Genomic DNA, 24,361 nt, shown 5'->3' with positions numbered 1-24,361 from the left:
CGTCATTTCTTCGCGGCCAAGTCGCGGCTAGTATCTTGTTACGCCGAAAGGTTGGAGGCGGTCAGCTCGATCCCCGATCCCTCCTGCCGACTGGAATGGCGGTTCGTCAATCCCCCCGACGACGCTCCGCCCAAGGCCGCCGCCCGCGAATCCCCTCCCCCCACTGCGGGCGGCGGCGCCTTGCTCAGAAAAATCGCATCATTGGAAATTGCCTATGCTTTTGGCATTGGCTAGTCTGTTCGGGCTTCCGCCGAAGCAGATGCGAGAATGTTCCATGAGCGATATCGAAACCCTGAAAGCTGCCGTCAAGAAGCTGTCGACCCAGGCGACCCAGGCCAAGATGGACCTGCACGATCTGTCCGAGGAACTGCCGGTCAATTGGGAAAGCATTCCCGAAGTGGCGGCCCGCTGCCACGAGCTGCATGCCAAGCTGACCCAGGCGCGCAAGGACCTGAAGGCCGCCGGCGGCTGATTTTGGGAATCGCGCTTACCGTTTCCCCGGGCGGCCATGGCGGAGCGCCCGGGGACGTCGGTGGCACATCTCAGGTCAGGTCAAAACGATCCGCGTTCATGACCTTGGTCCAGGCGGCGACGAAGTCGGTGACGAATTTTTCCTTGTTGTCATCCTGGGCATAGACTTCGGCATAAGCGCGCAGAACGGCGTTCGAGCCGAAGACCAGATCCACCCGGGTCGCCGTCCATTTGACGGCGCCGGTCTTGCGGTCGCGGATCTCGTAGAGATTGCGGCCCACCGGCTTCCAGGCATAGGCCATGTCGGTCAGAGTGACGAAGAAGTCGGTGGTCAGCGCGCCTTCGCGTTCGGTGAAGACGCCGTGCTTGCTGCCGCCGTGATTGGTGCCCAGCACGCGCATGCCGCCCACCAGCGCCGTCATCTCATGGGCGGTCAGGCCCATCAATTGAGTGCGATCCAGCATCATCTCTTCGGCGCTGACGGCATAATCCTGCTTGAGCCAGTTGCGATAGCCGTCGTGGATGGGTTCCAGCGCCGCGAACGAGGCGGCATCGGTCATGGCGTCGGTGGCATCGCCGCGACCGGGTGAGAAGGGGACGACAACATCAAAGCCGGCGGCCTTGATCGCTTGTTCGACCCCCACGTTTCCGGCCAGGACGATGACGTCGGCGATGCTGGCGCCGGACCCGGCGGCGATGGGTTCGAGAATGGCCAAGACCTTGGCCAAGCGCGCCGGTTCGTTGCCGGGCCAATCCTTTTGCGGGGTCAGGCGGAGGCGGGCGCCATTGGCGCCGCCGCGCATGTCCGAACCACGGAAGGTGCGGGCGCTGTCCCAGGCGGTGGCCACCATCTCGGCCACGCTCAGGCCGCAGGCGGCGATTTTGGCCTTTACCGCCGCGACGTCATAATCGCTACGGCCCATGGGCACCGGATCTTGCCAGATCAGGTCTTCCGTGGGCACGTCGGGGCCGAGATAGCGCACCTTCGGCCCCATGTCGCGGTGGGTCAGCTTGAACCAGGCCCGGGCGAAGGTTTCCGAGAAATAGGCGGGGTCCTTGTGGAAACGCTCGGCGATCTTGCGGTATTCGGGATCGTATCTCATCGCCATATCGGCGTCGGTCATGATCGGCTTACAGCGGATGGAGGGATCCTCCACATCCACCGGCATATCCTCTTCCCTGATGTTGATGGGTTCCCACTGCCAAGCCCCGGCGGGGGATTTTTGCAGCCACCAGTCATAACCCAACAGCAGGTCGAAATAGCCGTTGTCCCACTTGGTGGGGTGGGTGGTCCAGGCGCCTTCGATGCCGCTGGTCACGGTGTCGCGGCCGATGCCCCGGCTGCTGTGGTTCATCCAGCCAAACCCCTGCTCCTCGAGCTCGGCCCCTTCCGGTGCCGGTCCCAGCTTACCGGCATCGCCGTTGCCGTGGGCCTTGCCGACCGTATGGCCGCCGGCGGTCAGGGCCACTGTTTCCTCGTCGTTCATGGCCATGCGGGCGAAGGTCATGCGCACGTCGCGGGCGGTTTTCAACGGGTCGGGCTTGCCGTCCACGCCCTCGGGATTGACGTAGATCAGCCCCATCATCACCGCGGCCAGCGGGTTTTCCAGATCACGTTCGCCGGAATAACGGCTGCCCTCGGCGCCGCTGGGGGCCAGCCATTCCTTTTCCGAGCCCCAATAGACGTCCTTTTCCGGATGCCAGATATCTTCGCGGCCAAAAGCGAAGCCGAAGGTCTTCAGGCCCATGGATTCATAGGCGATGGTGCCGGCCAGGACGATCAGGTCGGCCCAACTGATCTTGTTGCCGTATTTCTTCTTGATCGGCCACAGCAGGCGGCGGGCCTTGTCCAGGTTGACATTGTCGGGCCAGGAATTGAGCGGGGCGAAACGCTGGTTGCCGGTGCCGGCACCGCCGCGACCATCGGCGATGCGGTAGGAACCGGCGGCATGCCAGGCCATGCGGATCATCAGGCCACCGTAATGGCCCCAATCCGCCGGCCACCAATCCTGGCTGTCGGTCATCAGGGCGTGCAGGTCATGCTTGAGAGCCGCCACGTCGAGCTTGGCGAGTTCGGTCCGATAGTCGAAGCCCTGGCCCATGGGGCTGGTCTTGGTATCGTGCTGATGCAGGATGTCGAGGTTAAGGGCGTTCGGCCACCAATCGCTTTTTGACGTGCTGGCGGTGGTGTTGGCGCCGTGCATGACCGGGCATTTGCCGGCACTTGTTCCATGAACTTCGACCATATCGCTCTCCCATTCAACCAATTGTTAGCCTTGGGCTTGGCGATATTCTAACCGTTCCTCCATTCAACTCATACAGATGTGGTTTAGAAGCTTTTTAATAAATACTTGAGGGTCCGGAAATCATTAGCCGAACCCTCAATAGCCTCAGCTATGCAGGCCGGGGGCTTCATGTCCGGTGCGGGCCACGTATTCGGTGTAGCCGCCGCTGTACTGGTGAATGCCCTCGGGCGTCAGTTCCAACACCCGGTTGGACAGGGCGGCGAGGAAATGACGATCGTGCGACACGAACAGCATGGTGCCCTCATAGGCGGCCAGCGCCTTGATCAGCATTTCCTTGGTGTCGAGATCCAGGTGGTTGGTGGGCTCGTCCAGCACCAGGAAATTGGGCGGATTGAACAGCATGATGGCCATCACCAGCCGGGCCTTTTCCCCGCCCGACAGGAAACGGCACTTCTTTTCCACGTCATCGCCGGAAAAGCCGAAACAGCCGGCCAATGCCCGCAGCGACCCCTGGTTGGCCTGGGGGAAGGCGCTTTCCAGGGATTCGAACACGGTCATGGCGCCATCAAGCCGCTCCATGGCGTGCTGGGAGAAATAGCCCATCTTGACGCTGGCGCCCACCGTGACGGTGCCGCTATCGGGTTCGCTCACCCCGGCCACCAGCTTCAACAAGGTCGATTTGCCGGCGCCGTTGACGCCCATGACGCACCAGCGCTCCTTGCGGCGGATGGTGAAGTCGAGCCCCTCATAGATGATCCGACCGCCATAGGCCTTATGCGCATTGCGCAGCACCGCCACATCCTCGCCCGAGCGCGGCGGCGTGGCGAAGTCGAAGGCCACCACATGACGGCGCATGGGCGGTTCGACGCGTTCGATCTTGTCCAGCTTCTTCACCCGGCTTTGCACCTGGGCGGCGTGCGAGGCACGAGCCTTGAAGCGTTCGATGAATTTCACTTCCTTGGCCAGCATGGCCTGCTGGCGTTCGAACTGGGCCTGCTGCTGCTTTTCGTTCAAGGCCCGCTGGCGTTCGTAGAATTCGTAATCGCCGGAATAGCTGGTCAGCGAGCCGCCGTCGATCTCGATGATCTTGGTGACGATGCGGTTCATGAATTCGCGGTCGTGCGAGGTCATCAGCAAGGCGCCGTCATAGCCCTTGAGGAAACCTTCCAACCAGATCAGGCTTTCAAGGTCCAGGTGGTTGCTGGGTTCGTCCAGCAGCATGGCGTCGGGGCGCATCAGCAGGATGCGGCCCAAGGCCACGCGCATCTTCCAGCCGCCCGACAGGGCGCCCACATCGGTGTCCATCATCTCCTGGCTGAAGCTGAGACCGGCCAGCACCTCGCGCGCGCGGCCCTCCAACTCGTAGCCGCCCAGTTCCTCGAAGCGGGCCTGCACTTCGCCATAGCGTTCGATGATGGCATCCATGGCATCGGCTTGTTCGGGATCGCACATGGCCGCTTCCAGTTGGGCCAGTTCCGCCGCCACGGTGCTGACCGGACCGGCCCCGTCCATCACTTCCGCCACCGCGCTGCGGCCCGCCATTTCGCCCACATCCTGGTTGAAATAGCCGACCGAGACCTGTTTCTCGATGGAGACTTGGCCTTCGTCGGGGGCTTCCTCGCCGGCGATCATCCGGAACAAGGTGGTCTTGCCGGCGCCGTTGGGGCCGACCAGGCCGATTTTCTCGCCCCGGTTCAGGGCGGCGGAGGCCTCGAAGAACAAAATCCGGTGGCTGTTCTGCTTGGTGATGTTTTCAAAGCGTATCATGTGCGACTGGGTTCCCGTGGCGTGTTTCGCCCCTTATGCCACAGGATGCGCGCTTGCGGGAAAAATTGGCGACCCGCCTTCAGGGGGCGAGCAGATGCACGGATTTGGTCAGCCGCTCCAACAGGTCGGCCCCGTCCCAGAGATGGCTGAAACTCAGCGCCGTGCCCACCGGCACCAGCCGATCCAAGCCGGTCCCGCGCAATCGGGTGACCAGGGCGGCAAGTTCGGCCTGATCGAAGCCGAAATGGCACAGGGTCTGATGCCGCCGCTGGATGAAGGAGGCCACGGTGGCCAGTGACGGGCCCCGCGCCACATGGACCAGACCGCCGAAGCAATGCCCCCATTGCTGCCCATCCACCGGCTTGGGAGCATGGGCGAACAGGATGGGGCCGGCAGGGGTGGCGGGGCGTGAGACCAAGCCTTCGGCGGCGGCGCGATGGACATAGGCGTTGCGCCCCAAGGCGATGGCCGGGGCCAGCGGCGCCATATCGGGCAGGCGGTCGAGGGCGGCGACCAGACGCTGCTGTGCCTGTTCACAGGCGGCATCGTCGCCGACCCAGACCAGCAGCCGCGGCGATGAACAGGCGGCTTGGCCGAAGGTGGTGACGTCGGCGGCGAAGCGCTCGGCCAAGTGCCGCAGTTCCTCCTCGTCGGCGCGGTTGACGGCCTCCGCCGCCATGGCACAAAGCGAGGCGCGGTCGGCGAAGCACAGTTCACCGGCGTGTGGCGGCAAGGGCACGGCGCGGATTTGGGCGATGGTGGCATCGCCGCCCCAGACCAGACGAAAATCGGCCAGGGCCGACAACTCGGCCAGGGACTGGGTATGGTCGCGCGGCCAGCTGACGAACAGGTTACTGGCCGCGAGCCCCGGGCTTTCCGCCAAGATCGCCGTCATGGCATCGAGCAGTTCCTGGCCGGCGGCGCCGATCCGGGATGAGACGCGGATGATGTTACGGTTTCCGGCCAGCAGCGACAGCGCCCACGGATAGGCCATCATCACATCGACATTGGCCGGGGGAATATGCAAGACCAAGCCACGGGGTACGGCCATGGCCTGGGCGGGGCGGGTGCGGGCGAATTCGGCGGCCAGAGCATTCAGATGGGTGCGCCGTAGCCAGAAGCCCAAGGCGACCAGTTCGGGAAAATGGCGGGCGCTCTGGGACATCAACAGGCGGTCGGAAAGCGCGGCCAGGGCCGCGACCGCCTCGGTGGCGAAAGGTAGCCCCGGATTGTCCGATTTCGCCAAGGCGGTGATGGCGGCGTTGATGTCGATAACGGCGCCCGATGGTCCGATGCCCCGGATCATGCCCTCATCCCTTGCGCGAAAGTGTCGCCGCAACCGCGGATTTCGGACCGGGGTATCCGGCCCAGCACCCGGAACGCCTTGCCCAGGCGTCCCGCCGATGCCGGCTGATCCACATGGACGACAACTCCCATATCCTCGGTCAGCACCGAGTTGCCGGGGTAACTGCGCGGCACCAGGCTCAGCACCTGGATCACCCCGGTTTCGCCCACGGGCAGCGGCGCCAGGGTGACGGGATCGCGGATGATGATGTCGGCGAAGTCGGGCGCATAGAGCAGGCCGTCATCGCCCTCGACGAACAAGGTGCCCATCTGCTCGGCCATGCCATAGAAATCATGGATGTGGCGCAGACCGGTAGACGTTTGGAAGGCCGAGCGAAACACCGCATTGTCGACGCGGCGGTCGATCATGGACTTCCAGCCGCCGCCATGGACCAAGATACCGTGCGACAGGTCCAATCCGCGATGGCGAATGGCTTCGAAGAAGTGGGCCCAGACCATGAAGGTGAAGCCGAACATCAGAAACGGCGCCTGACCATGGCGGGACAGAAAGCCGTCGATGGCGGTAGTATCGCATTCCATCGCCTCGTTCAGGGCGAAGACGTGATCGCGGCCGAACCGCATCAGCCCCAAGATGCCGGCGGCACGGGCATTGATGCGACCACCGCCGGCAAGCGCCGTCTGGCTGTCCAGGATCAGCATGGGCAGGCGTTGGCGGCCCAGCACCGGCTGCAAGGCTGCGCTCATGGCCTTTGCCTGGCGGTCGGCGGTTTCTCCGTCGACGCTGATGCGGCTGACCGCCCGGCCCGAGGTGCCGCTGGAGGTCAGCGTGGTCACCGTCGGTCGTCCGGTTTGCGTGGACAGCGTCATGGACTTGAACAGACTGGCCGGCACCATGGGCAGGGCGGTCAATTGGGCACTGTCCTGCCAATGCGGATAAAGTGCGTGCACCAGCGCGGCATAAGGCGGGCATCCGGCGCAATGATGGCGGATCGCCTCGGTCAGTCCGTGGAGCAGCCGCGCTTCCTTGTCCGCCTGGGGCAGGGTGAATTGCGGTTGGGCGAAGCTGTCGTCTGCGCTCATTGCCCCTCCGGCGCCCGGCATTCCTGATTGGGCGAGGATAGCGTCGGTGTCCCGGTGGAGCAAGTCAGCCCCCCTGCTGGACTGGTTTTTGTTCCCGTCGGCGGGATTTTTCACGGGCGACTTGGTAAAGAAAAACCCCCTGGCCTTACGACCAGGGGGTGAAGATTGGGGAAACCCCCGATCTTACTTGCCGTTGACGGCTTCCTTCAGACCCTTGCCGGCCGAGAACTTCGGCTGCTTGGAGGCCGGAATTTGAATCTTTTCGCCGGTGCGGGGGTTGCGGCCTTCGGAAGCGGCGCGGGAAGCGACCGAGAAGCTGCCGAAACCAACCAGACGCACTTCATCGCCGCCCTTCAGGGCCGCAGTGATCGCCTCGAACACGCCGTCGACGGCCTTTTCCGAATCAGCCTTGGTCAGACCGGAAAGCTCGGCAACGCGCGAAACCAGATCAGCCTTGTTCATGGGTAGTCGTTCCCCTGTAAGATTTTGAATTTCGGACCCATCCGTGTGGACACCCCAATGCCAGAGCCCCACAGTCCCGTCAATGGGAGAAATGCGCCAAACCCCTAGCGGAAGCCGGTTTGGACCAAAAGTCTGTGGAATTCTCGCAAGTGTTGCTCGCCCTTACCCGGTTCGGGCACGCTGGCCAGGAACTTCTCCTCGAATTGCGGCTGGCGCAGATGCTCGATGACGCGCGAGCGGGCCAGGTCCAGCGATTTGCCCTCGATCAGAACGCCGGAACCGCAGAACTTGATCAGACGGATGGCGCGCAGCGCCAATGGATCGTCCGGCTTGTCGATCTTCTCGATCACTTCTTCATCCAGCAGATAGCGGGCCAGCACTTCATCCACATGGCGACCCAGCCCGTCGCGTATTTCGCCCTCGAACACGGTCGAGGCCAGGAGTGTGCGGTTCAGCACCGCAAGCGCGATCATGCGTTCCGGTGGCGGCTGGCGTACCGGCACCCATTTATTGATGTGGTCGGCGCCGCGCACCTTGGCGATGATCAGGTCGGTCAGGCCGGCCCCCATGCCCTGGCCCAAGGGCGACGATGCCAGAGCCAGCAGGTACTGCATGCCCAGCGCGTGGTCGGACAGGGCCGACAGGGTCAGGTCGATGGCCTGCGACGCGGTCACCGTGCCCAAATGGGCATGGATGCGGGTGATGCGGTGCAAGATGGCCTCGGCCATGGCGCCGCCACCCAGCACGCCCTTGTGGCTGACCACTCGGTGCATGACCTTGCAGAACACCTCGAATTCCTGCTTGGGTTCGTTGCGCGACAACGGGTTGCCGCCGCCCAACTCACGGATGACGCGGCCCAGCAGCACGTCTTTCGACTGGGTCAGCGTGCCGGCGGCGAACATGCTGTTGAGGTTGGTGAATATCTCGGGGGCGAACTTGGCCGGTTCGGCTTTGCCCTCGGCCAGATTGCACAACTGGATCAGCGCCGCGCCCAGATTGGACTGAAAACCCAGCAGATCCTGGATCAACTGGGCCGACACCACGATGTCGGCGACCACGCCGTCGATCATGGGCAGAAGCGGCGTGCCGGCGGCTTCCGCCGCCCATTTGCTGAGGAGGTCCAGCTTGCCCAGCCATGACCGCGTCTCCAGCAGGCCCAGGCTCATCATCGACAGGCACAGATAGGGGTGTTCTTCGCCGCCCTTTTCCACCTCGGCCAGGATGTCGGCGACACTCTTCGGCGCCTTGACCTTGCGGGTGGCGAATTTGCGCCCGCGCGCCACCATGTCGTCCCAAGCTTTGGACAGGAAATCGCGGCGGGTCTTGGACTCTTCGCCGGTCAGTCCCGCCTGCAAGGTGGAGACCCGGTCGATGGCGGAAAACAGCAGGCTGCCCTTGTCGGCGAACCGCTTCATCTCGGCGGCGGAATGCAGCATCTCGGTGGGGGTGACCACCACCTCGTCCAGGTACTTGCGCACCAGCCGGCCCATGGTCAGCCGCGCCGGGGCCCCGTAGAAATCGGCCAATTGGGTGCACACGGGGGCGTCGGTGATGGGCGACAGCGACACGTCGGCGGCACCCGCCTTGACCGTCGTCGTCTTTTCCTGGATCACCGTTTCGGTGTGCAACCCATCCAGGCGGCGGAAGTCGCGCACCACCCGCACCGCCGCATGATTACCCTTTTGCAGCAGATTGTCGGCGAAGGCCTTGGCCTTCTCCTCGTCATCGGCGAATTGGGCGACCACCCAATGCTTGTCGGCCATGACCTGGATTTCAAAGGATACATTGGGGCTGGCCATGCCTTAGCCCCCCAGGCCGAGCAAGGGGGCACGGCGGCGGGCGGCGGCGATGCCGTCTTCGCCCATGACCTTGGACAGGGCGGTCACGCCCTTGCCGGCGATGGCGGCGACGGTGCCATGGCCGTGGCGTTGGGCCTGTTCCAGCCACAGATAAGCCTCGGCCTCGTCCTTGCCGACGCCGCGACCGGTGATCAGCAGAGCGGCTAAGTTAAGCATGGCCACGGTGTCGCCGGCCTTGGCCGCGCGGCGCAGCCAATAGGACGCCGATGCCGCGTCGCTGTCTTGCAGCAGTAATCCCAGATTGAGTTGGGCTTGGCGCAGCCCCTGTTCCGACGCCTGGGTATAGAAATCCAAGGCGGCGTCAAGATCGCGTCCGCGCAGCAGATTGCCCAGGTTGAACTGAGCCTCGGCCACCCCCAGGGCAGCGGCCTGACGATAGAAATCCTCGGCCTTGACCGGGTCGACATCCACGCCTTGCCCGGCCTCGTATAAAGCCCCCAAACTGAACAAGGCGGCGGCCTCACCCTGGGCGGCGGCCTTCTTGTACCATTGTTCGGCCACCTTAGAATCGGCGGGGCAGCCGCGTCCGGCCCGGATCATATTGGCCAGATTGTACTGGGCCTGGGCGTCGCCGGCCTTGGCGGCGGCCAGATACCAGCGCAGGGCTTCGGTATCGTTGGCGCGCACGCCCAAGCCCTGGTCGTACATCACCGCCAGCGCGTATTGGCCGTGCGGATCATTGGCCTTGGCCGCCTTGGTGTACCACGACACCGCCTCGACTTCGTCCAAATCGACGCCCTGGCCCTGACGATAGGCATTGCCCAGAGCGACCCAGGCAGCAGGGGTGTCGGCCTGTTTCAGGGCCGCCACATCGACCGAGCCGCCGCCGTCCAGGTCCAGCGGGTCGCTATCGGCATCGGGGGCGATCAGCGGTGCATCCATGCCGCCATCCCCTTCCGGTCCCGAAGCCGGTTTCAGGCTGTCGAGCAGGTCGTCCAGGCTTTGCCGCTGGCGCGGGGTCGGATGGTCGGCGGGCGGAGTGATGTCGATCCCTTGAGCCTGCATCTGCTGCAAGGTGCGACCCGCCTGAGGGTGCCCCTGGGCGGCGGCGCGGTGCAGCCAGCGCACGGCTTCGGAGGTGTCGCGCGCGACCTTCTGCCCCAGGCGATAGGCCTCGCCCAGGCTGAATTGCGCCGTCATTTCGCCGGCTTCCGCCGCCTTGCGATAGGCGGCGATGATTTCTGGTTCGCGTGCCATCAGCCCCCCCTATGTGCTTAGGCGGTGATCACCACCTTGTTGCGTCCGCCCAACTTGCCGTCGTAAAGCGCGCGGTCGGCCAGTTCGATGGCGTCGTCTACCGACAGGTCTGCGTTGATTTCGGCGATGCCGAAGGTGGCGGTGACCGGAATGGGGGTGCCGCGATCATCGGTCAGTTCCAGGGCGGCGATGGCGGCACGGATGCGTTCCAGCACCAAGGCGCCGTTCTCGGCATTGGTGCCGGGCAGACACAGCAGGAATTCCTCGCCGCCATAGCGGTACACCACGTCATAGGGGCGCACGGTGGCCTTCAAGACGGCGGCGACGGCGCGCAGCACCTTGTCGCCCTGCGAATGGCCGAAGCCGTCATTGATCTTCTTGAAATGGTCGATATCGGCCAAGGCCAGGGACAAGGGCAGCTTTTGCCGGATGGCGCGGTCGCGTTCGCCCATCAGATGGGTGCGCATGCTTTGGCGGTTGGACAACCCGGTTAGCGGATCGACGGTGGCCAGGGCCTTCCACACCTCGCGTTCCAGGCTTTGGGCGGTGGCGCCGAAGGACAGAACCGACATCATCAGCGTTTCGTAATCCGACGTGGTCACCGTCAGCCCGGCCTGGGCCCGGCCCGACAATTGCGCCGCCTTGTCATGGACCTCGTCATGTTCCGCCGCCAGTTGGGCGAAGTCGGGAAAATCGGCGAAAGGCGTGCCGCCGGCGTTTTTGTGCCACTGATCGAACGGACAGGCACAGGCGGCGGGATCGGGAAACTTGACGCCGTCCTGGCGGTTCAGCACCGCCTGATACCAGCGGTGCAGCCAGTCGAAATGACCGGCCAGCCCCTGCTGAAACGCCGTCAGCGAGGCAAAAACCTCTTCCGGTTTCATTGCATGCCCTCTTTACGATGGTCTGGGGGCAAGCATGCTCTTTGGATGTGTGCGTATCAAGGGCCTTCACACCGCCCACTGCAATCGCCACTCGCCATAGGGCAGGATATCCGGTGGTTCGCCATTGGCGCCGACCCAGGAATCAACCACGAATTCAAGACCTTGATCATCAGTGATGGTCACCGCCACATGTTGCAGCAAGACCGTGTAGCGGGTGACCAGATCCCCCAGGCGGTGGTGGACGACCAGGCCGGAGCGGATCAGGCGGTCCAGGGTGTTGCGGGTGTTGATCGCCTCGGATACGCAATCGAGCTGGTCGGGCTCATCCCAATCCACATGGCGGTTGCCCGGCGCGTCGGCCCAGGTGCCGTTGCGGCTGCCGGTAAAGTTTTCCATCTGGGCGATGGCTTGGCCGATGCGCTGACGCTCCGTCGCCGCGTCATCGACGTCGGCAAACAGGGCGCGCAGCAGACCGGCTTCGGCATCGCTCAGGGTGATGGGGTCTTGATGGCTACAGGCGGTACCGGTGCAGACGATCATGGCGGCGATCAGGGGATCGCCGGAGATGTCGGCATTGGCGGCGATGATGGCGGCAGCGCGGTGCTGCCAATCATCGGGGTCTTCGGCCAGGGCGGCGCTTTCCTGGGCCCCGGCCACATTTGGGATCAGGATCAAGAGACCGACCAGCAGGGGGATCAGATAGGACATGGCGGCTCTCAGCGGATGATCAGGCGGCCCAGCAGGACTTCCACGGCTTTTTCCGCTCCCGGCTCCTTGCGTACCAGATCCAGGGCGATGGCCTTGACGGTGGCCGCCGGGTTGCCGCGGGAAAACTCTTCCCAGGTCATGGCCGACAAGGCATGGGCGATTTTCACCCCCACCGACTTGTCCACCTTGGCGCCGTCCTGATGGAAGACGACGGTGGCGTCCACCACCACCATGTGGAAAATACCACTTTCGTCCCAGTATTCCACGTTGATGGCGGGCAGCTTGACATAGAATTCGCTGCCCTTGGCCCCTGCCGCCAGAGCCGGGCCCATGGGCAGGAGCAACAATCCGACCAGGAACGCGCGCCGCTTCATGACGGTTCGGTCTCCGACAGAACGACGCGGGCTTCGGCCAGTTCGGCCCCCATCAGGCGGATATTGCCCAACAGGGCGCCGACGATGACGCGCACGCCCTTGGGGGCTTTTTCCAATTGCTCGGTCAGGCGCTCCTTGCCGATGACGACGCAGGCGGTTTCCTCTTCCGCCAGGGCCGAGGCCATGCGCGGTTGGTCGTCGATCAACGCCATTTCGCCGAAGATGCCGCCTTGCAGGATGGTGCCGATGGCGATGCGCTTGCCCTGCACTGTCTTGTAGACCGAGACTCGGCCATATTCGACCACATAGGCTTCGGACCCTGGGGTGCCTTCCTCGAAGATCAGCGAACCGGGGGCGAAGACCTTACGCCGCGAATTGGACAGATTACTCATGACCCCGTGTTCCTAATTCTGACGCCGGGCGGTGAAATTCTTGGGCACCAGCACGGTGTTTTGCGCCGGGGCGATGGCGTCGCGGTCGGGATAGTCGATGGTGTAATGCAGTCCCCGGCTTTCCCGCCGAGACAGGGCCGAGCGTACGATCAGATCGGCGACCATGGCCAGGTTGCGCAGTTCCAACAGGTCGTTGGTGACGCGGAAGGTGCCGTAATATTCGGCGATTTCCGACAGCAGCAGCTTGATGCGGTGCTTGGCCCGCTCCAGTCGCTTGGTCGAGCGCACGATGCCCACATAATCCCACATGAAGCGGCGCAATTCGTCCCAATTGTGGGCGACCACCACTTCTTCATCCGAATCGGTGACCCAGCTTTCATCCCAGGCGGCCACCACCGGCGGCGGAGCGATGGACGCCATGTTGGCGGCGATGTCGGTGGCGGCGGCGGCGCCGAACACCAGGCATTCCAGCAACGAGTTCGACGCCATGCGGTTGGCCCCGTGCAGGCCGGTGCATGACACCTCGCCGATGGCATAGAGGTTGGGCACGTCGGTGCGGCCCGACAGATCGGTCAACACGCCGCCGCAGGTGTAATGGGCGGCGGGCACCACCGGAATGGGCTCGCGCGTCATGTCTATGCCGAATTTCAGGCATTCGGCATAGACGGTGGGGAAGTGGCTTTTGATGAAGTCGGCGGGCTTGTGGCTGATGTCCAGATAGACGTTGGGGCAGCCCAGCCGCTTCATTACGTCGTCGATGGCCCGGGCCACCACGTCGCGGGGCGCCAACTCGCCGCGCGGGTCGTAATCATCCATGAAGCGGGTGCCGTCGGGGCGCAGCAGGTGGCCGCCTTCGCCGCGCACCGCCTCGGTGACCAGAAAGGTCTTGGCCTTGGGGTGATAAAGGCAGGTGGGGTGGAATTGCGAGAATTCCATGTTGGACACCCGGCAACCGGCACGCCAGGCCATGGCGATGCCGTCACCGGTGGAGCCGTCGGGATTGGACGAATAGAGGTAAACGCGAGACGCGCCGCCGGTGGCCAGCACCACGGCGCGGGCCGGCAAGGTGATGACCCGACCGGACGAGCGGTCGAGCGCATAGGCGCCGACGCAGCGGCCCAGCCGTCCGCCACCCAGGCGTTCGCGGATCAGGTCGACGGCGATGTGGTGCTCGAAAACCTCGGCCCCCGATTCGAGGATGCGTTCCATCAAGGCGGTCTGCACCGCTTTGCCGGTGGCGTCGGCGGAGTGGATGACGCGGCGGTGCGAGTGCCCGCCTTCCCGCGTCAGGTGATAATCGCCGCCCTCGCGGTCGAAGAGAACGCCGTTATCGATCAACCACTGGATGGCCGGTTTGGCGTTGTCGACGACGAAACGTACAGTCTCGGCATTGCACAAGCCGCCGCCGGCGGTCAGGGTGTCGGCCAAATGGGCGTCGGTGGTGTCGGCGGCGTCCAGCACGGCGGCGATGCCGCCTTGGGCATACATGGTGCTGCCTTCCGACAGCGGTCCCTTGGCCAGGATGGCAATCCGGGCCTGGGGCTTGGCTTCCAGCACGCGCAGGGCCAGGGACAGGCCGGCAGCGCCGGAACCGATGACGAGCAGGTCATAGGACATAAGCGGGTTCTCCCCCATCAGCTCCAGTCCAGGCCGATATCCACGGCCGGGGCGGATTGGGTGATGCGTCCGACGGAAACGAAATCGACACCGGTTTCGGCGATGGCGCGGATGGTCTCCAGCGTCACCCCGCCCGAGGCTTCGGTCTTGCAGCGGCCCCCCACCAGGGCGACCGCCTGGCGCAGGATGTCGGGGCCCATATTGTCCAACAGCACGATGTCGGCACCGGCTTCAACCGCCTCGGCCACCTGCTCCAGGGTGTCGCACTCGGCTTCGATGTTGGGATGGCCGGCGGATTTGGCGGCCCGGACCGCAGGTCCGACGCCGCCGCAGACGGCGATGTGGTTGTCCTTGATCAGCACGCCGTCATAAAGGCCCATACGGTGATTTTTGGCGCCGCCGCAGAGGGTGGCGTACTTGGACAGCTTGCGCAGGCCGGGGATGGTCTTGCGGGTGTCCAAAAGCGTGCAACCGGTGCCGTTGATCTTTTCGGCGTACTGGGCGGTCACGGTGGCGATGCCGCTCATCAATTGCAGCAGGTTGAGAGCGGTGCGTTCGGCGGTCAGCAGGCCACGGGCCGGGCCTTCGATCTCGGCCAGCACGGTGCCGGCGGCGACCTTTTGGCCATCGCTGACGCGGGCGGCGAAGCGGGCTTCCGGCACCACCATGCGAAACGCCTCGGCCGCCACCGGCAGGCCGGAAATGACCATGGCGTGGCGCGCCTGCATGACCCCCTTGAAGCGCAGGTCAGCGGGGATGACGCTGCTTGAGGTGATGTCGCCGGCCTCCAGGTCGTTGCCGCCCACGTCTTCCGACAGCGCCGCCAGGATGACCCGGCGTGCGTCGATCATGTCGATCTTGTCAGCCATTGGACGAGCCCCCCATGGGAACGGACACCGACAGTTCCAACATGCGTTCCAACGGCTTCAGCGCCTTGATCCGCAAGTCTTCCGGCACGGCGATGGCCGGGCCTTCATTGGCCATGGCCAGATAGATCTTTTCCAGCGTGTTCTTGGCCATGAACGGGCAATCGGCGCACGACGCGCAGGCGCCGTCGGCGAAAGGCGCGGGGATGAAGGTCTTTTCCGGCGCCGCCTTGGTCATCTGGTGGATGATGTGCGGCTCGGTGGCGATGATGAATTCAGTCCCATCCGTCTTGACGACGTAATCCAGGATGCCCTTGGTCGAGCCGATGTAATCGGCGTGGCGCAGCACCGTTTCCGGGCATTCCGGATGGGCGGCGACCAGGGCGGCGGGATGGCGGGTCTTGAGCTTGACCAGTTCTTTCTCGGAAAACTGTTCATGGATGATGCAGCTGCCCGGCCACAGGGTCATGTCGCGCCCGGTCTTCCTGGCGATGAAGCTGCCCAGGTGACGGTCGGGGGCGAACAGGATGGGCCGGTCGGCGGGCAGGGAATTGACGATCACCTCGGCGTTGGACGAGGTGACGATGACGTCGGACAGCGCCTTGATGTCGGCGGAACAGTTGATGTAGGTCACCGCGATGTGATCGGGATGGGTGGCGCGGAAAGCGGCAAAGGTGTCAGGGCGGCAGGATTCCTCCAAGGAACAGCCGGCCTCGGCATCGGGAATGACCACGATCTTGCCCGGGCTCAGGATTTTCGCCACTTCGCCCATGAAGCGGACGCCGCAAAACACGATCATGTCGGCATCGGTGGCCGCCGCCTTGCGCGACAGATCCAGCGAATCGCCGACGAAATCGGCCAGATCCTGGATTTCGCCATCCTGGTAGTAATGGGCCAGGATGATGGCGTTCTTTTCCTTGCGCAGACGGTTGATGGCCTGGGCTATGTCCATGGTGGGATCAAGGTCAGCCTCGGTCAGGGCACCGGCGGGAAGCGGCAAAACGGTATCGGTCATGGGAAACGGGCCTCGGATGGTGGGGGAGTGGCGAACTCCCGAATTCCTGAAGGATGAAGTAAGAGCCAATTTCGCGGCCAAAGGCAACCCGTCAGGCGCAGCCATTTAAATTAGATAAATCGTATACCTTCTAAAGGAGGGTATTATCCATACGGATAGCAGGCTGTGACGGCGCGTGTTTTTTATTCATTATAGGGTTGGGTTTGCAGGAAATTGGCGGGATTTTGATATGGGCGCAGCTGTGGCGCAGGAAGGTTTTGATACTCCTCCCCTGATCGTGGTCATCGAAGACGAACCGATGGTTCTTTCTGCCTATGAGTTGATGTTCGAGGCTTGGGGTTACCGTTTCGTCGGTGCCGTCAGTGCCACGGTGGCCTTGGCCAAGTTGGCGGTGCTGCGGTCGCCCCCCGACTTCATCGTCGCCGATTACCGTCTGGCCGAGGGCCAGACCGGAACCCAGGCCATCTGCGTGTTGCGCCAGGCTTTCGGCCACGACATCCCCGGTCTGCTGGTCACCGGCGAAACCTCGATCGAGACCTTGCGCGATGCCGCCTCGACCGGTTTCCCGCTGTTGCGCAAGCCGATCAGTTCGCGTCAGTTGCAAGATGCCGTTGCCCGTGGCATCGCCACCGGGTTTTGATCCCCGCTTTCCGTCAATCCGATTCTTGGGTCAGCGCCAAGCGGGCGTAATCGTCCTTGCGGTAATCTTCCAGCAGCGCCTGAACGTCTTCCGCCGGTTTGCCTAATTGGCGCAGCACATGGCCGGTCAGTTGCAGGCTACCTTCCAGCATCTCCGGCACCACGGCGGTGGCGCCGCCGGCTTCCAGCCCCTTGGCTTGGCGGCGGTCGCGGGCACGGGCCAGGATACGCAATTCAGGGAACAGGGCGCGCAGGCGCGGCACCAGCTTTTCCCGGCTCGAGCCGGAATCGATGGTCAGCACCACGGCGCGGGCTCGGTCGCCGCCCACCGCCTTCAGCACCTCGAGCTTGCGGATGTCGCCGAAAAATACCGGCTCGCCCCGTTTGCGCAGGGCGTCCACCAGCAACGGCTCACGCTCGATCCCCACATAGGGGATGTTCTGTTCGCGCAGGATGGACAGCACGATCTGGCCGGCGCGACCGCAGCCGGCAATGATCACATGATTAGCCAGATCCTTGGTTTCCGTCCCCGGATGGGGTAGGTCGCCGGAATGCAGGCGCTGGTGCCGGGCGATCCATTCCGCCAGTAGGGCCAGAAGCGGGGTCAGCGCCATGCTGATGGCGACGATGCCGGTGACCAGCTTGGCGGTATTGGCATCGAGCAGATTGCTTTGCTGGGCGCGGGCCAGGACGACGAAGGCGAATTCTCCGCCTTGGGCCAGCAACAGCCCCAGATGCAAGGCGATATAGAGCGGGAAGCGGAAGGCCAAGGCCAGCGCCGCCAGGATCGACGCCTTGACCGCCAGCAGCAGGCCGACGCCGATGGCGGTGCGCGGCAGATCGGCCAGCAGCGCGGTGGGATCGACGGTCATGCCCACGGTCAGGAAGAACAGGCCCATCAACAGGCCGCGTACCGGCAGGATGTCGGCCTCCACCTGATGGCGGAACTCGGTGGACGCCAGCATCACCCCGGCCAGGAAGGCGCCCAGCGAATGGGACAGTCCCAGGGATTCGGTGGCGAACGAGGTGCCGATCACCGCGAACAGGGCGGCGGCGACGAACACCTCGGGCGAGCGGGTGGCGGCCACCGCCTGGAACAGGGGCCTGAGCGCCAGCCGGGCGAGGACGAAGATGACCGCCATGGCCAAAGCCGCCTTGGACAAGGCGATGGCCATGCCGGTCAGCATGCCCAAACCGTTGGCGCCCGAGCCCAGAAGCGGGATCATCACCAACAGCGGCACCACCGCCAGATCCTGCAAGATCAGCACCGCCACCGCCACCCGACCGGTCTGGCTGGTCAGTTGGCTGCGTTCGGACAGGATTTGCAGGACGAAGGCGGTGGAGGAAAAGGCCAGGGCCAGGCCGACGATCACGGCGCTGGCGAAGGGCAGGGCCGGCAGCAGCAGTGCCAGTACCAGCGCCGCCACCAGACCGGTGGCCAGCACCTGGGCCGAGCCCAGGCCGAAGATGAAATGGCGGATCACCCGCAGGCGATCCCACGACAGTTCGAGACCGATCATGAACAGCAGGAAGACGATGCCCAACTCGGCCAGGGATCGGGTTCCCTCGTTATCGGCGATCAGGCCCAATCCCACCGGTCCGGCCACCGAGCCGGCGATCAGATAGCCCAGGACCGGGCTGACCCGTAGGCGGTGGCACAGCGGCGAAACCAGCACGGCAATGGCCAGGAAGATAAGAACGTCGATGATGATGCCGTGATCCACAAAACCTCTCCGTCTCGACGCAATCGTATCCTGTCTTGCCTGCCATGTGCCCATCGCCTCTGGACAAGCCGGGTGGCGCCCCTTAAACCGGTTACAGCGAAAGGAGGCCACGCGTGATCGACAGCATGAATGCGGCGATCTTAATCTTGGCCGCGCTGGTGTCCATCAGCGTGTTGTCCAGTCTGCTGTCCTATCGCGTCGGCGCCCCTTTGCTGCTGGTGTTCCTGGGCGTCGGCCTGCTGGCCGGCCAGGACGGTATCGGCGGCCTGGGTTTCGACGATGTCGGCAGCGCCTATCTGATCGGCTCCATCGCCTTGGCTATCGTACTGTTCGATTCCGGCTTTCATACCCCGTTCAAGTCTGTGCGCCAAGCGGCGTTTCCGGCTTTGTCGCTGGCGACCATAGGCGTCGTCGGTACGGCGGCGGTGGTGGCGGTGCCGGCCTTCTACCTTCTGGGGCTGGATTGGCTGGAAAGCTTGCTGTTGGGCAGCATCGTCGCCTCCACCGACGCGGCGGCGGTGTTCTTCCTCATGCGGGTGGGCGGTATCACCGTGCGCGAGCGCGTGCGGTCGATCCTGGAAGTGGAATCGGGCAGCAACGACCCCATGGCCATCTTCCTGACCGTGGTCCTGATCGAATTCATCGTCGACCGTTCCACCCATAACGGCTTCGGCCTTTATGTGGTCTTGCACCTGTTGCAACAATTCGGCATCGGCACCGTCGCCGGTCTGGCCGGCGGCGCCATCATCGTCCAGGCGGTCAACCGGTTGGGGCTGGAACGCGGGCTGATGCCCATCGCTGCCCTGTCCCTGGCCCTGGTGCTGTTCGCCGGCACTGCCGTTATCGGCGGCTCGGGCTTTCTGGCGGTTTATGTGGCCGGGCTGGTGGCGGGCAATTCCGCCCTGGTCGCCCCCGATACCATGCGCCGTTTTCAGGATGGCGCCTCGTGGTTGGCCCAGATCGCCATGTTTCTGACGCTGGGGTTGTTGGCGACGCCGTCGCAATTCATTCCGCTGCTGCTGCCGTCGCTGGGCATCGCCGCGGTGCTGATCTTCGTCGCCCGTCCGCTGGCGGTGTGGGTGGGGTTGCTGCCGTTTCGCACCAATCGCAACGAAACCGCCTTTGTCGCCTGGGTGGGCTTGCGCGGCGCCGTCTCCATCTTGCTGGCAGTACTGCCCATGGTGGCGGGTATGGAAAACGGGCGTCTGTTCTTCAACGTCACCTTCATCGTCGTGTTGGTGTCGCTGGCCTTGCAGGGCTGGACCCTGGGACCGGTGGCCCGCTGGCTGGGCCAGGTGGTGCCGCGCCGCATCGGCCCGGTGGAACGCATGGAGCTGGAAATCCCCGGCGCCCGCCATGAGCTGGTATCCTACCGCATCGTTCCCGATTCCCTGGTCGCCCATGGCCACCGGCTGCCGCGTTGGGCGGCGCCGTCGCTGGTGGTGCGCGACGGACGATCCTTGCTGGGGGTGACGGTCAGCGCGTTGCGCCCCGGCGATCTGGTCTGGCTGTTTGCCCGCCCCGACAGGGTCAACCAGTTGGACCGCCTGTTCGCCAGCCCGGCCGGCGCCGCCGAGGCCGATCGACAGTTCTTCGGCGACTTTCCCATTGATCCGCACGCCAAGATGACCGATCTGGGGCTGCTTTACGGTCTGGCCATGCCGCCCGATTGCCGCGAGGTCACCGTCGCCCAATGGATGGCCGACGTGTTGGGCACCTATCCCGGCATCGGCGACCGCATCGCCCTGGGCGAGGTGGAACTGATCGTCCGCGCCCTCGGTCCCGACGATGCCATCAGCGAAATCGGCTTGGCCACCGAGCCGACCCAGATCGACAAGCCGCGCCTGCCGCTGTTCCCGTCGGGACGGGAAATCCGCCACAAGCTCAAGGGCTGGCTCAGGCGTCGCGGTTGAACTGTTCCAGCAACTGGCCGATGCGGACGGGATCACCCTGGCCCATGACCTGCTGGGCGAAGCCGCGCGACTGGATGTGGTCCAGGGTGCGGATGCGCTTTTTCACCACCGGGATGTTGGTGGCCGACATGGACAGATCATGGATGCCCAGGCCCAGCAGCAGCCCGGCATAGCGCGGGTCGCCGGCCACCTCGCCGCAGACGCCGACGGGGATGCGGGCGCGGTTGGCGGCCTCGGCGGTGAACTGGATCAGCCGTAGCACCGCCGGGTGCAGCGGGTTGTACAGATGCGCCACCGCTTCGTCGGCGCGGTCGATGGCCAAGGTGTACTGGGTCAGGTCGTTGGTGCCGATGGAAAAGAAATCAGCGTGCCCGGCCAGGGAATCCGCCGACAAGGCGGCGCCGGGGATCTCGATCATCACGCCCAGGGGCGGCAACGGGTCGGGCAGGGGGCTGCCGGCCTGACGCAGGCGTTGGGCGGCGCGGTCGCGCGCCGCGCGCACGGCACTGACTTCGTCGATGGTGGCGACCATGGGGACCAAAATGCGCACCGGGCCATGGACGCTGGCGCGCAAAATCGCCGACATCTGGATATCCAGCAATTCCGGGCGGGCCAGCGACAGCCGTACGGCGCGCAGGCCGAGCGCCGGATTGGGGCCGGGGATGATGCCGAGCGAATGGGCCAGCTTGTCGCCGCCCACGTCCAGGGTACGGATGGTCACCGGGCGCCCGTCCATACGTTCGACCACAGTGCGCATGACCTGATATTGCTCGTCCTCGTCGGGCAGGTCGTCGCGGTTCATGTACAAAAATTCCGAGCGGAACAGGCCGATGCCCTCGGCTCCGGCGGCGAGGACCGAATCCACCTCGGACGGCAATTCGATATTGGCCTGCAACAGCAATCGCACGCCATCGCGGGTGATGGCCGGCACGTCGCGCAGCCGGGCCAAGGTGCGCCGCTCGCGCAAATAGCGGGCACGGCCCTGGCGATAGGTGCCCAAGGTGGCGCCATCGGGGTTGATGATCACCTGGCCGTGGCTGCCGTCGATGATGGCGGTGGTGCCGCTGGCGGTGTTCTTCAGCAACCCGGCGACACCCAGCACCGCCGGCAGCCCGAGCGAGCGAGCCATGATGGCGGTATGGCTTTCGGCGCCGCCCAGTTGGGTGGCGATGCCGGCCACGTGCTTGGGGTCCAACAGCGCGGTGTCGGCGGGGGTCAGATCCTCGGCCAGGATGATGGCGTTCTTGGGCAGGGACTGGAACGGGCGATAGGTCTTGCCGGTCAGGTTGCGAATCAGCCGGCGGCCCAGATCGCGGATATCGGCGACGCGGGCGGCCAGATAGCTGTCGTCCATGGCCTCGAAGCCGCGGGCGATCTGGTCGATTTCGTGTTGGACGGCGGCTTCGGCGTTGATGCGGTCCACTTCGATGCGGCGATGGACGCCCCGGATCAGCCGCGAGCCGTGCAGCATCTGCTGATAGGCGTCCAGCAGATAGCCCAGTTCTTCCGAGGCCGAGCCTTCCAGGGTGCGGGCCTTGTCTTGCAGGCGCGCCACCTGCTGGCCGGCCTGCTGGGCGGCGACGGTGAAGCGCTGTTTCTCGTTTTCCACCTGGGCGGGCAGGATACAGAATTCGGCCACGGTGACGGTGTCGGATTCATGCCGATAGACCGTGCCGATGGCGATACCCCGGCTGACCGCCATTCCCTCGAGCCGTATTTCGGCCATGGCCGGGCTCAGTCTTCTTCGTCGAATTTTTGCGCGATCAGGGCGCACAGGGCATCCAGCGCCGCTTCGGCCTGAGGACCGGAGGCGGCGAGATCGATACAGCAGCCCGGGGCGGCGGCCAGCATCATCAGGCCCATGATCGACATGCCCGACACCTCGGTGCCGCGATGGGCGACATTGACCTGGGCGTCGAAGGTGGCGGCCAGCTTGACGAACTTGGCGGCGGCGCGGGCGTGCAGGCCGCGCCGGTTGCAGATGGTCGCCTGACGGGAAATGGGATTGTCCAGGACGGGGGCTGAATCGGCGTTCATTTACGGTCCTGGGTCAAAAGCTTGGAGGCGACGTTGATGTATTTGCGCCCGGCATCCTGGGCCGAGGCGACGGATTCCGCCAAGGGCTCGGAATGGCGCACGCTGGCCAGCTTGATCAGCATGGGCAGGTTGACGCCGGCGATGACCTCGACCTTGGCCTTGTCCATGATGGAAATGGCCAGGTTCGACGGCGTGCCGCCGAACATGTCGGTCAGCACCACCACGCCGGTGCCGTCGTCGCACTTGGCCACCGAGGCCAGAATATCGTTGCGGCGCTGTTCCATGTCGTCGTCGGGGCCGATACACACCGCCCCCACATTGGGTTGCGGGCCGACCACGTGTTCCATGGCGGCCACCAGTTCATCGGCCAGCCGGCCGTGGGTGACGAGTACCAGACCGATCATTTCCATCCCCTCATCATATCCCTTCCAGGCCCAGCTCGCGGTGACGCAGCTCGACCCTGGCGCCTTGGTCTTTCAGCCAATGGGCCAGACGCTCGGCCACATAGACCGAACGGTGCCTGCCGCCGGTGCAACCGACGGCAATGGTCAGATAGCTCTTACCCTCCGCCGCGAAGCGCGGCAACAGTGGTGCGAGCAAATTGGTCAAAGAGCCGAAGAAACCGGCGAAGGCCGGATCGGCGCTGACATAATCGGCCACCCCCTGGTCGCGCCCGGTCAACGGCTTCAATTCGGCGACGTAATGGGGATTGGCGAGAAAGCGGGCGTCGAACACCAGATCGGCCTCGCGCGGCAGCCCCTCGCGGTAGGCGAACGAGGTGACGAAGACCAGAAGGTCGCGGTCGGAATCCATGGCGAAATGCGATGACAGCACCCGCTTGAACTCGCCCGGCGCCAGGTTCGAGGTGTCGAACACCACATCGGCGCGGCGTTTCAACGGGCTGACCAGACCGCGTTCATGGCGGATGCCGTCGATCAGCGGACGGTCGGCGGCCAGCGGATGGCGGCGCCGCGTCTCGGTGAAACGCCGCCGCAACACCTCGTCGTCGCAATCGAGGAACAGCAAACGGACGTCGCGCCCGGTCTCGGCCATGATGCGGTCGATTTCGGCCAGCACCGGCTCGACGCCGAAATCGCGGGTGCGGATGTCGATGCCGACCGCCAGCGGACGCCCGCCACCGCCTTGCATCAGGCTGGCGAGCAGCATCACCGGCAGGTTGTCCACCGCCTCGTAGCTCAGGTCTTCCAGCACTTTCAACGCCGAGGTCTTACCGGCGCCCGACAGCCCGGTAACGATGACGGCGCGGCCCGAAGCCGGCGAAGGGGTGAAATTTTCGCTCATTACAGGATGGTACTATCTCGCGTCGCCACCCCGAGGGCAAGGCGAACCTTGGCCGGGGTCGAGGACTCGAAGGCGGCCAGCGCCACCCGGGGGACGTGAATGCCCAGAAAAGCCGCCATTCCCGGCTCGGGCAGGCGCTCGATGTCCTTGGCCGCGACCAGATCGACCACCAGCGCCACCGGCACCCGGTCGCGGTGGGGCAGACGGACGATGCCCAGGCCCCGCACCTCCAGCATGCCGGCGATGGCGGCGGGGCACGAGGCGAACAGGCGGGAATCCTGGGCGGATAATTGGGTCTGGTCGTCGGCGACCAAAATGGCGCCGCCATCGATCAGCCGCAAGGCAAGGTCCGACTTGCCGCCGCCCGAGGGGCCACGGATGACGACGGCATGACCGCCGATCTCGACGCTGGTGGCATGAACCAGTTGCATGAAAACAGCGTGTGCGTAGATGGGAGGGGAGTCAAGGGGAGGTGGGGGCGGGAGATGGCGGATTGGCCCCCA

Annotated in this window: 23 protein-coding genes; 3 read left to right on the top strand and 20 right to left on the bottom strand. The window is 64.7% G+C overall.

Annotated features, from left to right (window positions below):
• Positions 1 to 274 precede the first annotated feature (274 nt).
• Positions 275 to 472, top strand: coding sequence for a CCE_0567 family metalloprotein (locus MGMSRV2_RS09020; protein ID WP_024080038.1), 198 nt, complete (start codon positions 275 to 277; stop codon positions 470 to 472).
• Positions 473 to 542: 70 nt separating this feature from the next.
• On the opposite strand, the gene katG is transcribed toward MGMSRV2_RS09020, so the two are convergent.
• From katG to nadA, 14 genes are all read right to left on the bottom strand, one after another.
• Positions 543 to 2,717, bottom strand: coding sequence for a catalase/peroxidase HPI (katG, locus tag MGMSRV2_RS09015; RefSeq protein ID WP_024080037.1), 2,175 nt, complete (start codon positions 2,715 to 2,717; stop codon positions 543 to 545).
• Positions 2,718 to 2,861: 144 nt separating this feature from the next.
• The gene (locus tag MGMSRV2_RS09010) at positions 2,862 to 4,484 is read right to left on the bottom strand and encodes an ABC-F family ATP-binding cassette domain-containing protein (RefSeq protein WP_024080036.1); all 1,623 of its coding nucleotides are present in this window, start codon (positions 4,482 to 4,484) and stop codon (positions 2,862 to 2,864) included.
• 79 nt (positions 4,485 to 4,563) lie between these two features.
• Positions 4,564 to 5,790, bottom strand: a complete 1,227-nt coding sequence (locus tag MGMSRV2_RS09005; protein WP_024080035.1) for an acyl-CoA reductase — start codon at positions 5,788 to 5,790, stop codon at positions 4,564 to 4,566.
• Complete coding sequence (locus MGMSRV2_RS09000; RefSeq protein WP_024080034.1) at positions 5,787 to 6,869, bottom strand: LuxE/PaaK family acyltransferase; 1,083 nt, start codon at positions 6,867 to 6,869, stop codon at positions 5,787 to 5,789. Before MGMSRV2_RS09000 ends, MGMSRV2_RS09005 begins: the two co-directional genes overlap by 4 nt.
• A 183-nt stretch (positions 6,870 to 7,052) precedes the next feature.
• The gene (locus MGMSRV2_RS08995) at positions 7,053 to 7,331 is read right to left on the bottom strand and encodes an HU family DNA-binding protein (RefSeq protein ID WP_024080033.1); all 279 of its coding nucleotides are present in this window, start codon (positions 7,329 to 7,331) and stop codon (positions 7,053 to 7,055) included.
• Positions 7,332 to 7,435: 104 nt separating this feature from the next.
• Entirely contained in the window at positions 7,436 to 9,130 is a 1,695-nt protein-coding gene (locus MGMSRV2_RS08990; protein WP_024080032.1) for a hypothetical protein, read from the bottom strand.
• A gap of 3 nt (positions 9,131 to 9,133) precedes the next feature.
• Positions 9,134 to 10,387 (bottom strand): SEL1-like repeat protein, encoded by a 1,254-nt coding sequence (locus MGMSRV2_RS08985; RefSeq protein WP_024080031.1) that lies wholly within the window; start codon positions 10,385 to 10,387, stop codon positions 9,134 to 9,136.
• A gap of 17 nt (positions 10,388 to 10,404) precedes the next feature.
• A complete protein-coding gene (locus MGMSRV2_RS08980; RefSeq protein ID WP_024080030.1) occupies positions 10,405 to 11,271 on the bottom strand; it encodes a diguanylate cyclase in 867 nt (288 codons plus the stop codon).
• 66 nt (positions 11,272 to 11,337) lie between these two features.
• Positions 11,338 to 11,979 carry a hypothetical protein gene (locus MGMSRV2_RS08975; protein ID WP_024080029.1) on the bottom strand — a complete coding sequence of 214 codons (642 nt, stop codon included), beginning with the start codon at positions 11,977 to 11,979 and terminating at the stop codon, positions 11,338 to 11,340.
• An 8-nt stretch (positions 11,980 to 11,987) separates the two neighbouring features.
• Positions 11,988 to 12,353 carry a hypothetical protein gene (locus MGMSRV2_RS08970; RefSeq protein ID WP_024080028.1) on the bottom strand — a complete coding sequence of 122 codons (366 nt, stop codon included), beginning with the start codon at positions 12,351 to 12,353 and terminating at the stop codon, positions 11,988 to 11,990.
• Positions 12,350 to 12,745 (bottom strand): cyclic nucleotide-binding domain-containing protein, encoded by a 396-nt coding sequence (locus tag MGMSRV2_RS08965; protein WP_024080027.1) that lies wholly within the window; start codon positions 12,743 to 12,745, stop codon positions 12,350 to 12,352. Before MGMSRV2_RS08965 ends, MGMSRV2_RS08970 begins: the two co-directional genes overlap by 4 nt.
• A 12-nt stretch (positions 12,746 to 12,757) precedes the next feature.
• Positions 12,758 to 14,362 carry an L-aspartate oxidase gene (nadB, locus tag MGMSRV2_RS08960; protein ID WP_024080026.1) on the bottom strand — a complete coding sequence of 535 codons (1,605 nt, stop codon included), beginning with the start codon at positions 14,360 to 14,362 and terminating at the stop codon, positions 12,758 to 12,760.
• Between the two features lie 17 nt (positions 14,363 to 14,379).
• On the bottom strand, positions 14,380 to 15,231 hold the full coding sequence (gene nadC / locus MGMSRV2_RS08955; protein WP_024080025.1) for a carboxylating nicotinate-nucleotide diphosphorylase: 852 nt from the start codon (positions 15,229 to 15,231) through the stop codon (positions 14,380 to 14,382).
• On the bottom strand, positions 15,224 to 16,243 hold the full coding sequence (gene nadA / locus MGMSRV2_RS08950; RefSeq protein WP_024080024.1) for a quinolinate synthase NadA: 1,020 nt from the start codon (positions 16,241 to 16,243) through the stop codon (positions 15,224 to 15,226). Before nadA ends, nadC begins: the two co-directional genes overlap by 8 nt.
• Positions 16,244 to 16,472: 229 nt before the next feature.
• Here nadA and MGMSRV2_RS08945 point away from each other — a divergent pair, with 229 nt between their 5' ends.
• On the top strand, positions 16,473 to 16,883 hold the full coding sequence (locus MGMSRV2_RS08945) for a response regulator (RefSeq protein ID WP_024080023.1): 411 nt from the start codon (positions 16,473 to 16,475) through the stop codon (positions 16,881 to 16,883).
• Positions 16,884 to 16,896: 13 nt separating this feature from the next.
• Here the strand turns inward: MGMSRV2_RS08945 and MGMSRV2_RS08940 are convergent, their stop codons facing one another.
• Positions 16,897 to 18,606 carry a cation:proton antiporter domain-containing protein gene (locus tag MGMSRV2_RS08940; RefSeq protein WP_024080022.1) on the bottom strand — a complete coding sequence of 570 codons (1,710 nt, stop codon included), beginning with the start codon at positions 18,604 to 18,606 and terminating at the stop codon, positions 16,897 to 16,899.
• A 113-nt stretch (positions 18,607 to 18,719) separates the two neighbouring features.
• Between MGMSRV2_RS08940 and MGMSRV2_RS08935 the strand changes: the two genes are divergently transcribed.
• Positions 18,720 to 20,519 (top strand): potassium/proton antiporter, encoded by a 1,800-nt coding sequence (locus MGMSRV2_RS08935; RefSeq protein WP_024080021.1) that lies wholly within the window; start codon positions 18,720 to 18,722, stop codon positions 20,517 to 20,519.
• Here MGMSRV2_RS08935 and ptsP read toward each other — a convergent pair.
• Genes ptsP through MGMSRV2_RS08910 form a run of 5 tightly spaced genes read right to left on the bottom strand, consistent with a single transcriptional unit; the run spans position 20,503 to position 24,289 of the window.
• On the bottom strand, positions 20,503 to 22,245 hold the full coding sequence (gene ptsP, locus MGMSRV2_RS08930; RefSeq protein WP_024080020.1) for a phosphoenolpyruvate--protein phosphotransferase: 1,743 nt from the start codon (positions 22,243 to 22,245) through the stop codon (positions 20,503 to 20,505). The two genes, MGMSRV2_RS08935 and ptsP, sit on opposite strands and share 17 nt — an antisense overlap.
• A gap of 8 nt (positions 22,246 to 22,253) precedes the next feature.
• Positions 22,254 to 22,556, bottom strand: coding sequence for an HPr family phosphocarrier protein (locus MGMSRV2_RS08925; protein WP_024080019.1), 303 nt, complete (start codon positions 22,554 to 22,556; stop codon positions 22,254 to 22,256).
• Positions 22,553 to 22,960, bottom strand: coding sequence for a PTS sugar transporter subunit IIA (locus tag MGMSRV2_RS08920; protein WP_041634269.1), 408 nt, complete (start codon positions 22,958 to 22,960; stop codon positions 22,553 to 22,555). Before MGMSRV2_RS08920 ends, MGMSRV2_RS08925 begins: the two co-directional genes overlap by 4 nt.
• Before the next feature lie 13 nt (positions 22,961 to 22,973).
• On the bottom strand, positions 22,974 to 23,858 hold the full coding sequence (gene rapZ, locus MGMSRV2_RS08915) for an RNase adapter RapZ (protein WP_024080017.1): 885 nt from the start codon (positions 23,856 to 23,858) through the stop codon (positions 22,974 to 22,976).
• The gene (locus MGMSRV2_RS08910) at positions 23,858 to 24,289 is read right to left on the bottom strand and encodes an HPr kinase/phosphorylase (protein ID WP_024080016.1); all 432 of its coding nucleotides are present in this window, start codon (positions 24,287 to 24,289) and stop codon (positions 23,858 to 23,860) included. Before MGMSRV2_RS08910 ends, rapZ begins: the two co-directional genes overlap by 1 nt.
• Positions 24,290 to 24,361 lie beyond the last annotated feature (72 nt).

Source organism: Magnetospirillum gryphiswaldense MSR-1 v2 (genome assembly GCF_000513295.1).
Classification (GTDB): domain Bacteria; phylum Pseudomonadota; class Alphaproteobacteria; order Rhodospirillales; family Magnetospirillaceae; genus Magnetospirillum; species Magnetospirillum gryphiswaldense.
This window is presented reverse-complemented; position numbering and strand designations above follow the sequence as displayed.

Excerpts from the sequence above, each read along its gene's own strand:
- MGMSRV2_RS08980 (WP_024080030.1), bottom strand. The coding sequence starts at position 11,271 with ATGAAACCGGAAGAGGTTTTTGCCTCGCTGACGGCGTTTCAGCAGGGG.
- MGMSRV2_RS08975 (WP_024080029.1), bottom strand. The coding sequence starts at position 11,979 with ATGTCCTATCTGATCCCCCTGCTGGTCGGTCTCTTGATCCTGATCCCA.
- MGMSRV2_RS09020 (WP_024080038.1), top strand. The coding sequence starts at position 275 with ATGAGCGATATCGAAACCCTGAAAGCTGCCGTCAAGAAGCTGTCGACC.
- MGMSRV2_RS08920 (WP_041634269.1), bottom strand. The coding sequence starts at position 22,960 with ATGATCGGTCTGGTACTCGTCACCCACGGCCGGCTGGCCGATGAACTG.
- MGMSRV2_RS08995 (WP_024080033.1), bottom strand. The coding sequence starts at position 7,331 with ATGAACAAGGCTGATCTGGTTTCGCGCGTTGCCGAGCTTTCCGGTCTG.
- nadB (WP_024080026.1), bottom strand. The coding sequence starts at position 14,362 with ATGTCCTATGACCTGCTCGTCATCGGTTCCGGCGCTGCCGGCCTGTCC.
- MGMSRV2_RS08965 (WP_024080027.1), bottom strand. The coding sequence starts at position 12,745 with ATGAGTAATCTGTCCAATTCGCGGCGTAAGGTCTTCGCCCCCGGTTCG.
- rapZ (WP_024080017.1), bottom strand. The coding sequence starts at position 23,858 with ATGAGCGAAAATTTCACCCCTTCGCCGGCTTCGGGCCGCGCCGTCATC.
- katG (WP_024080037.1), bottom strand. The coding sequence starts at position 2,717 with ATGGTCGAAGTTCATGGAACAAGTGCCGGCAAATGCCCGGTCATGCAC.
- MGMSRV2_RS08910 (WP_024080016.1), bottom strand. The coding sequence starts at position 24,289 with ATGCAACTGGTTCATGCCACCAGCGTCGAGATCGGCGGTCATGCCGTC.
- MGMSRV2_RS08970 (WP_024080028.1), bottom strand. The coding sequence starts at position 12,353 with ATGAAGCGGCGCGCGTTCCTGGTCGGATTGTTGCTCCTGCCCATGGGC.
- MGMSRV2_RS09000 (WP_024080034.1), bottom strand. The coding sequence starts at position 6,869 with ATGAGCGCAGACGACAGCTTCGCCCAACCGCAATTCACCCTGCCCCAG.
- ptsP (WP_024080020.1), bottom strand. The coding sequence starts at position 22,245 with ATGGCCGAAATACGGCTCGAGGGAATGGCGGTCAGCCGGGGTATCGCC.
- MGMSRV2_RS09005 (WP_024080035.1), bottom strand. The coding sequence starts at position 5,790 with ATGATCCGGGGCATCGGACCATCGGGCGCCGTTATCGACATCAACGCC.
- nadC (WP_024080025.1), bottom strand. The coding sequence starts at position 15,231 with ATGGCTGACAAGATCGACATGATCGACGCACGCCGGGTCATCCTGGCG.
- MGMSRV2_RS08945 (WP_024080023.1), top strand. The coding sequence starts at position 16,473 with ATGGGCGCAGCTGTGGCGCAGGAAGGTTTTGATACTCCTCCCCTGATC.
- MGMSRV2_RS09010 (WP_024080036.1), bottom strand. The coding sequence starts at position 4,484 with ATGATACGCTTTGAAAACATCACCAAGCAGAACAGCCACCGGATTTTG.
- MGMSRV2_RS08925 (WP_024080019.1), bottom strand. The coding sequence starts at position 22,556 with ATGAACGCCGATTCAGCCCCCGTCCTGGACAATCCCATTTCCCGTCAG.
- MGMSRV2_RS08990 (WP_024080032.1), bottom strand. The coding sequence starts at position 9,130 with ATGGCCAGCCCCAATGTATCCTTTGAAATCCAGGTCATGGCCGACAAG.
- MGMSRV2_RS08985 (WP_024080031.1), bottom strand. The coding sequence starts at position 10,387 with ATGGCACGCGAACCAGAAATCATCGCCGCCTATCGCAAGGCGGCGGAA.
- nadA (WP_024080024.1), bottom strand. The coding sequence starts at position 16,243 with ATGACCGATACCGTTTTGCCGCTTCCCGCCGGTGCCCTGACCGAGGCT.